Source organism: Kyrpidia sp., from assembly GCF_023512215.1.
Classification (GTDB): Bacteria; Bacillota; Bacilli; order Kyrpidiales; family Kyrpidiaceae; genus Kyrpidia; species Kyrpidia spormannii.
On the sequence record NZ_JAILZZ010000091.1, the window covers coordinates 1 to 5,276 of the forward strand.

Below are 5,276 nucleotides of genomic sequence, written 5' to 3' on the forward strand. Positions count from 1 at the left end.
CATACACCCAGAGAATAAGGAGATCGCCCCGGCGAAAGATCACTGTGGTACAGGGCTGTAGAAACGGAACCAAAACCTCTCGAGCCTCAGCATGGCGGTCAAACAGCCACCCAGCCACAGGAACAAACCCAACTGAGGGGCCGGACAGACAACGAATGATCTTCAGGTACCCCCACAACTCATAGAGCAAATCCGTTCGTTTCCATTGGTAGGAATAGCTTGGATCCAAGTGAACGGGTCGCTCTCGCTCACTTAGCTCGCGGTACAATTGGAACAACATTTGATAGCGGCCGTCATAATTCGAAGCCAACAAGGGTTCGCTCCAGTTCCCGTATCCTCTCGTGGAAATTCTTTTTCTCACGCTCCCTTTCTCGGCTCTGTTTCTCCACAAGTTTGAGCGCCGCGTCCAGCTTCGTCTGGGTCTCGTGCAGTTTCACCTTCAGCTTTTCGACAGCTTTGACCTGAGCCTCATATTTGTTTCGGAGGTCTTCTAACTCCGAGCGCAACTGCCGGCGCTCGACCTCGGACTGAGCCTCCTGCCGTTCGGATTCCCTTTCTTTCTTCCAGGCCTCCTCCAGAGACTGTAGGCGGCCTGTCCCCTGCAGCTCCTCATAAAAAGCCTCGGCCCTTTTGCCGTGATCTTCATCCTCACTGCTCAAAAGGGACTCCAGAATATGCCGGACATCGTCCAGACTGTGCACCAACGACAGCAAACCCGTCACATCTTGCCCTCGCCATTGTTCCAATTCGGGATGCCGGCGAATGCGCTCATTCGTCAATTTCGCGACCTTGAGGAGCCTTTTCGGATCGAGAAGCATGGAGATCAATACCGATCGTATACGGGGGAGATTCTTGGCGGTCACTTCCCGGAACCCGGGGACTGATACGTTGATAGCCTTTGCGATGGAGATCAGTTGTTCATCCGGAGCCGCTTCAAAAATCCATTTCCACAGATCGCGGTTCATCGAGGTCGAGGTCACCCCCTCAATTCTCTCCTCCTTTGGTGAGGGATTCCTGCCCATCACATGGCAGCTATCGGCAGCCGTTGGGCCGGTTGCTTCACTCCTGCGGCCCTTGCTGATCGGGGGCGGGGCGCGTTCCACTACTTCAGCACATAAGCAGCCAGCACACTTTGCACCTCATAGATATCTAACCCCTTCGAGAAGGTCATCTGGAAGGGCTCGGCCTTGCCGGATACCCAGATTTTCAACTCCGATTCCAGGTCAAAATTCCCGGCGGTCTCCACGCTGAAGTGGGAGATGCTTTTGTAAGGAATCGAGTGGAGCTCCACCTTTTTCCCCGTCACTCCCTGTTTATCGACCAGAATCAACCGTCTATTCGTGAAAATCAATAAATCCCGGATGACTTTGTACGCCTTCTCCGCCCGTTCCTCCGGTGCCAACATGGCGGCAAATTCCCGGTTCACCTCGGCCACACTGACCTCCGAGGCATTGCCCATGAGCGCATCAAACAAACCCATATGTTCCCCTCCCTATTGTCACCCGGCTCACATACCGACCCAGCCAAGTGCACCATCGACCCCCTGCTCCAAGCATACACCAACCATTCCGTGATGAAAATATCCCAGATTTGAACGGGAACGCAGAAGGAGCCGGGTCACCGGTACGGCCTGGCGAGAACAGGCTGGCACAAAACTTGCCTGGCAGGAAAGAAAAAAAACGGCCCGAGGAAAACCCCGGAGCCCTTTCCTTACTCATCCACCCCGTTCGGATACGGGATCGCCATCAGTACGGACTCAACCATCCAGGCACGCGTCTCTCCCTGAACAGCCGGTTCGCAACTGTCTGGCCGGCCGGCAGAAGCAGTCATTTACGAAACAGGAATAACTTCGCCAGTGTGCACATCGTAGATAGCTCCATAGACCAGAACATCGCTCGGAATAAGGGGGGAATTGCGGAGTGTCTCGACGTCGTCTCGGACGCTTTGTTCCAAATCGGTAAACGGCAAAAAGTCTATATTTGAAGCCGCTTTGGCCGAATCCGGACCCAGACGCTGGGAGATTTTATCGTATAGGTCCTCATTCCTAAATGTCAGCATCCCGCAATCCGTATGATGAAGCACCAAGATTTCTTGTGTACCCAGCAACTGTTCGGAAATGACAAGCGATCGGATGGCATCCTCCGTCACGCGTCCCCCTGCATTCCGAATTACATGAATATCCCCGAGGTTTGCACCGAGAGCCCGCAGGGGGTCAATTCTGGCATCCATGCATGTGAGCACCGCAACTTTTCTGGCCGGCGGAATGGGAAGCTGGCCTTGGGAGAATTGTGATGCGTATGTGCGGTTTGCTTCAAATAGCTTCTTCACCTCAGACATTGAAGACTCCTCCTCATTTTAATGTATAGTAAACCTACTTGTTTTATAAACAACTGTGGCATATGACTATACTTTTGTCAATACCATGGACTTCTGCCTATCCCAAAAGAACGAACCCCGCGAGAGGGGGGGCGGGAGAAAAAGAAGGAGGGCCGCTGCCCTCTCCAAAGAACCGCTCAGATTTTGCTGTTGAAGTATTCCTGGGTCACCTACAACTGTTTCTTCAGGATGGTTTTCCACAAATGGCTCTTGATCTCCCCCGTCCCTTTCGACACCTTCGTCCGCTTGATTGTCCCGTCGGGCATAAATTTTCGGTAGTAGTGGTCCGTGTCCTTGTAAAGCTCCCACCCGCCTCAGGGCCCCTTTACACGGAGCAGGAATTCAACACCGGCCCGACGAAAGATTAATGAAAACTAACCCAACAAGGCCAAGATCAGAAGGAGGACGGAAAATGGACACAGGTCAATGGAAACGAGTCACGGCGGTTTTGTCCTTTGCTGTGTTGTTCACAACTCCTGTCGCTTCTGCCGCAGGGTACGGAAAGGCAAATTTCGAACGCCATGGTTCGCAAACGATTATGCCGCTCCAACAGGGAAGCGGATCGGGTGTTGGCCAGTCTAGCGGATTGTCAGTGCTCTCTTCGGGGTCCGATGATGCAACTGCGGATGTCAACAAAACCCTCAGCAGTTCCCAAACGATGAACTCTAAAAAACAGAAAGACAATCCCGACAACGGGGAACAGGACTCCAACGATGAAGGCAACGCGGGAGACGGCGAGCATGGTGATGGAAAGCACCATGATGGTGAGCATCATGGCGATTTTAACAACAGAACCTCATCCGATACCCTCACCATCTCGGTTCCAGACTCGAATGGGACATCTCAGCCGCCTGGGATCCAGCAGGCCATCCAAATCATTAAGGCCAATCTTCAGAAGCACGAAGGAAAACCGGGCAAATCGTCAGAAGCTCAGCAGGATGTACTCGCCAACCTGGAAAACTGGGCAAAACAGCAGGGGGCGAAGACCGACGAGGAAGCCGACCGCGAGGTGGAGAACACCCTGGAGCAGGCGGTCGCTTCCGGTCAAGCCGATGAACATGTCCTCAAAACCCTCGCCGCGGTGAAGAAGAGGTTACGGGACATTCAGGGAGCAGCCCATGCTCTGGAACAGGCGTTGAAGCACAATCCGGCCGATACCACCGTCTTGCCGCAACTTCGAGAGATGTATAACGCCCTTGGCAAAACAGGGACCCAAGTCTTTGTGGACGGTTTGCAACCCAGTTTTGACGTCCCTCCCGTCGTCCAGGACGGCCGCACCCTTGTGCCGATCCGGCAAATCGCTGAAGCCCTCGGGGCAACGGTGAACTGGAATCAGGGTACGGTGACCATCCGGCGTGAAAAACAGACCGTCACCTTGCGAATCGGCGACCCGTCGGCTTCGGTGAACGGACAGAACATCACCCTTGACGTACCGCCGGAGCTGTCCGGAGGGCGGACTTTGGTGCCATTGCGTTTTGTCGGTGAGGCTTTCGGAATGGCAGTAGATTATCAGGACGGGATCGTGTCAGTCCACCCGCCTACCGGACAGAACGGATAAGCAAGTGATTCCAGGGATCCTATCAGACGGAATCGCTTGTTCGCGGTTTACCCTCTCATGGTTTTTGACATTAGCAAGGAGGCGCAGTGGTGAGGCTGATTAAGGTATCTGATTACAATCATCACAACATGCAATTAGCAAAGCCTATCTACGACAGAAAAGGACGGATCCTGCTTGGAGCCGGCAATACTATTCATCCAAAGTATTTGGAAAAACTGAAGGAAATGGGAATCTCCCATTTCCTTGTTGAAGATGCCGAATCCAATGGAATCACGCTTGAAGAGATGCTGGATATGCCTACATGGATGGATGCCATACTTGGACTGCAGAACGTCTACAACCAGGTCGCAGCAAGAAAACCGCTTCCGCTCGCTGCGGTCCAAAAAACCATCGGTCAGTTAATTTCGGAGGTCAAACGGCGCAAAACCGTTTTACTGGTACCATCCACATCGATAGCCAGTGAACTTCGTCCTTATGCCCATGCTGTAAATGTTGTCCTGCTTTCACTGTAGGTTGGTAAAGCAATGAACTATAACGATTTGCAATTGCGTGATCTGGCGCTGGGGGCTTATCTGCATGATATCGGCAAAGCCATCACACCGGAGAAAACGAAACACCCGGAAGCGGGGTTCAATATTCTGCGCAGCATCCATGATTTGAGTTTAAGGTCCGCGCATGTTTCATTTCAACACCATGAAACGTTGGATGGACAGGGATATCCCCGCGGACTGAAAGGAACTGCCATTCATGAATATGCTCAAATCTGCGGAGCGGCTAACATGTATGAGAATCTCATATCTCTTCGAGAAACTCCTCCGCATGAAGCGTTGGAAGTGCTAATGGCCTTATCCGGGACAAAATATCTGGAATCAGTCGTCAAAGCGTTCGTCGATAGGATCCCATCCTATCCTCCAGGTACAATGGTTCAACTGAACAATGGTGAACCGGGAATCGTCATCCGGATTGATACCCACATGCAGCGTCCGGTCGTGCGAATCCTTGCATCCGGGCAGGAGATCTCTCTGGCAGACAACCCTTCTATCATGATTACAGAATTGGCACGGGATAGCCTACGGCTCTAGAAAGACAAGGTGGAAAAAGACCGCGATATGGCAGAACGGCTACATTTGGGTTTCGGCGTGGGACACAAAAACGGATCAGAGAACTCCCGAGAGAGATATTTCTGGTTATAGAAAGGGGAACGGTGATGATTTACACAGACGTTTCAACCGGTGGCAATAAATCCCTCCCCTCTCGGGGGGGGGGGGGGGGGGAAATAAAAAAAAAAAAAAAAAAAATTAAAAAACCCTTTGGGTTTTTTGGTTTTTTTAAACAAAAAAAA

The 5,276-nt window shown here is 52.1% G+C and carries 6 protein-coding genes and 1 pseudogene; 3 read left to right on the plus strand and 4 right to left on the minus strand.

Annotated features, from left to right (window positions below; translation table 11 throughout):
- The 4 genes and pseudogenes from K6T64_RS16180 to K6T64_RS16195 form a co-directional block, all read right to left on the minus strand.
- Positions 1-310: pseudogene (locus K6T64_RS16180) on the minus strand (DUF2357 domain-containing protein); the annotation flags it as partial.
- Entirely contained in the window at positions 294-965 is a 672-nt protein-coding gene (locus K6T64_RS16185; RefSeq protein ID WP_288011123.1) for a hypothetical protein, read from the minus strand. The gene K6T64_RS16185 and the pseudogene K6T64_RS16180, both read right to left, overlap by 17 nt.
- 137 nt (positions 966-1,102) lie before the next feature.
- Positions 1,103-1,480 (minus strand): PH domain-containing protein, encoded by a 378-nt coding sequence (locus tag K6T64_RS16190; protein ID WP_288011125.1) that lies wholly within the window; start codon positions 1,478-1,480, stop codon positions 1,103-1,105.
- 350 nt (positions 1,481-1,830) lie between these two features.
- On the minus strand, positions 1,831-2,337 hold the full coding sequence (locus K6T64_RS16195) for a beta-class carbonic anhydrase (RefSeq protein ID WP_288011127.1): 507 nt from the start codon (positions 2,335-2,337) through the stop codon (positions 1,831-1,833).
- Between the two features lie 451 nt (positions 2,338-2,788).
- On the opposite strand from K6T64_RS16195, the gene K6T64_RS16200 reads away from it, so the two are divergent.
- From K6T64_RS16200 to K6T64_RS16975, 3 genes are all read left to right on the plus strand, one after another.
- Positions 2,789-3,934 (plus strand): copper amine oxidase N-terminal domain-containing protein, encoded by a 1,146-nt coding sequence (locus K6T64_RS16200; RefSeq protein WP_288011129.1) that lies wholly within the window; start codon positions 2,789-2,791, stop codon positions 3,932-3,934.
- Between the two features lie 89 nt (positions 3,935-4,023).
- A complete protein-coding gene (locus tag K6T64_RS16970; protein ID WP_353737839.1) occupies positions 4,024-4,446 on the plus strand; it encodes a hypothetical protein in 423 nt (140 codons plus the stop codon).
- A 12-nt stretch (positions 4,447-4,458) separates the two neighbouring features.
- Positions 4,459-5,016, plus strand: a complete 558-nt coding sequence (locus K6T64_RS16975) for an HD-GYP domain-containing protein (protein ID WP_353737840.1) — start codon at positions 4,459-4,461, stop codon at positions 5,014-5,016.
- Positions 5,017-5,276: the final 260 nt, after the last annotated feature.

What these genes read in the sequence shown, in the direction of transcription:
- K6T64_RS16185 (WP_288011123.1), bottom strand. Translation starts at nt 965, where the DNA reads ATGAACCGCGATCTGTGGAAATGGATTTTTGAAGCGGCTCCGGATGAA.
- K6T64_RS16190 (WP_288011125.1), bottom strand. Translation starts at nt 1,480, where the DNA reads ATGGGTTTGTTTGATGCGCTCATGGGCAATGCCTCGGAGGTCAGTGTG.
- K6T64_RS16195 (WP_288011127.1), bottom strand. Translation starts at nt 2,337, where the DNA reads ATGTCTGAGGTGAAGAAGCTATTTGAAGCAAACCGCACATACGCATCA.
- K6T64_RS16200 (WP_288011129.1), top strand. Translation starts at nt 2,789, where the DNA reads ATGGACACAGGTCAATGGAAACGAGTCACGGCGGTTTTGTCCTTTGCT.
- K6T64_RS16975 (WP_353737840.1), top strand. Translation starts at nt 4,459, where the DNA reads ATGAACTATAACGATTTGCAATTGCGTGATCTGGCGCTGGGGGCTTAT.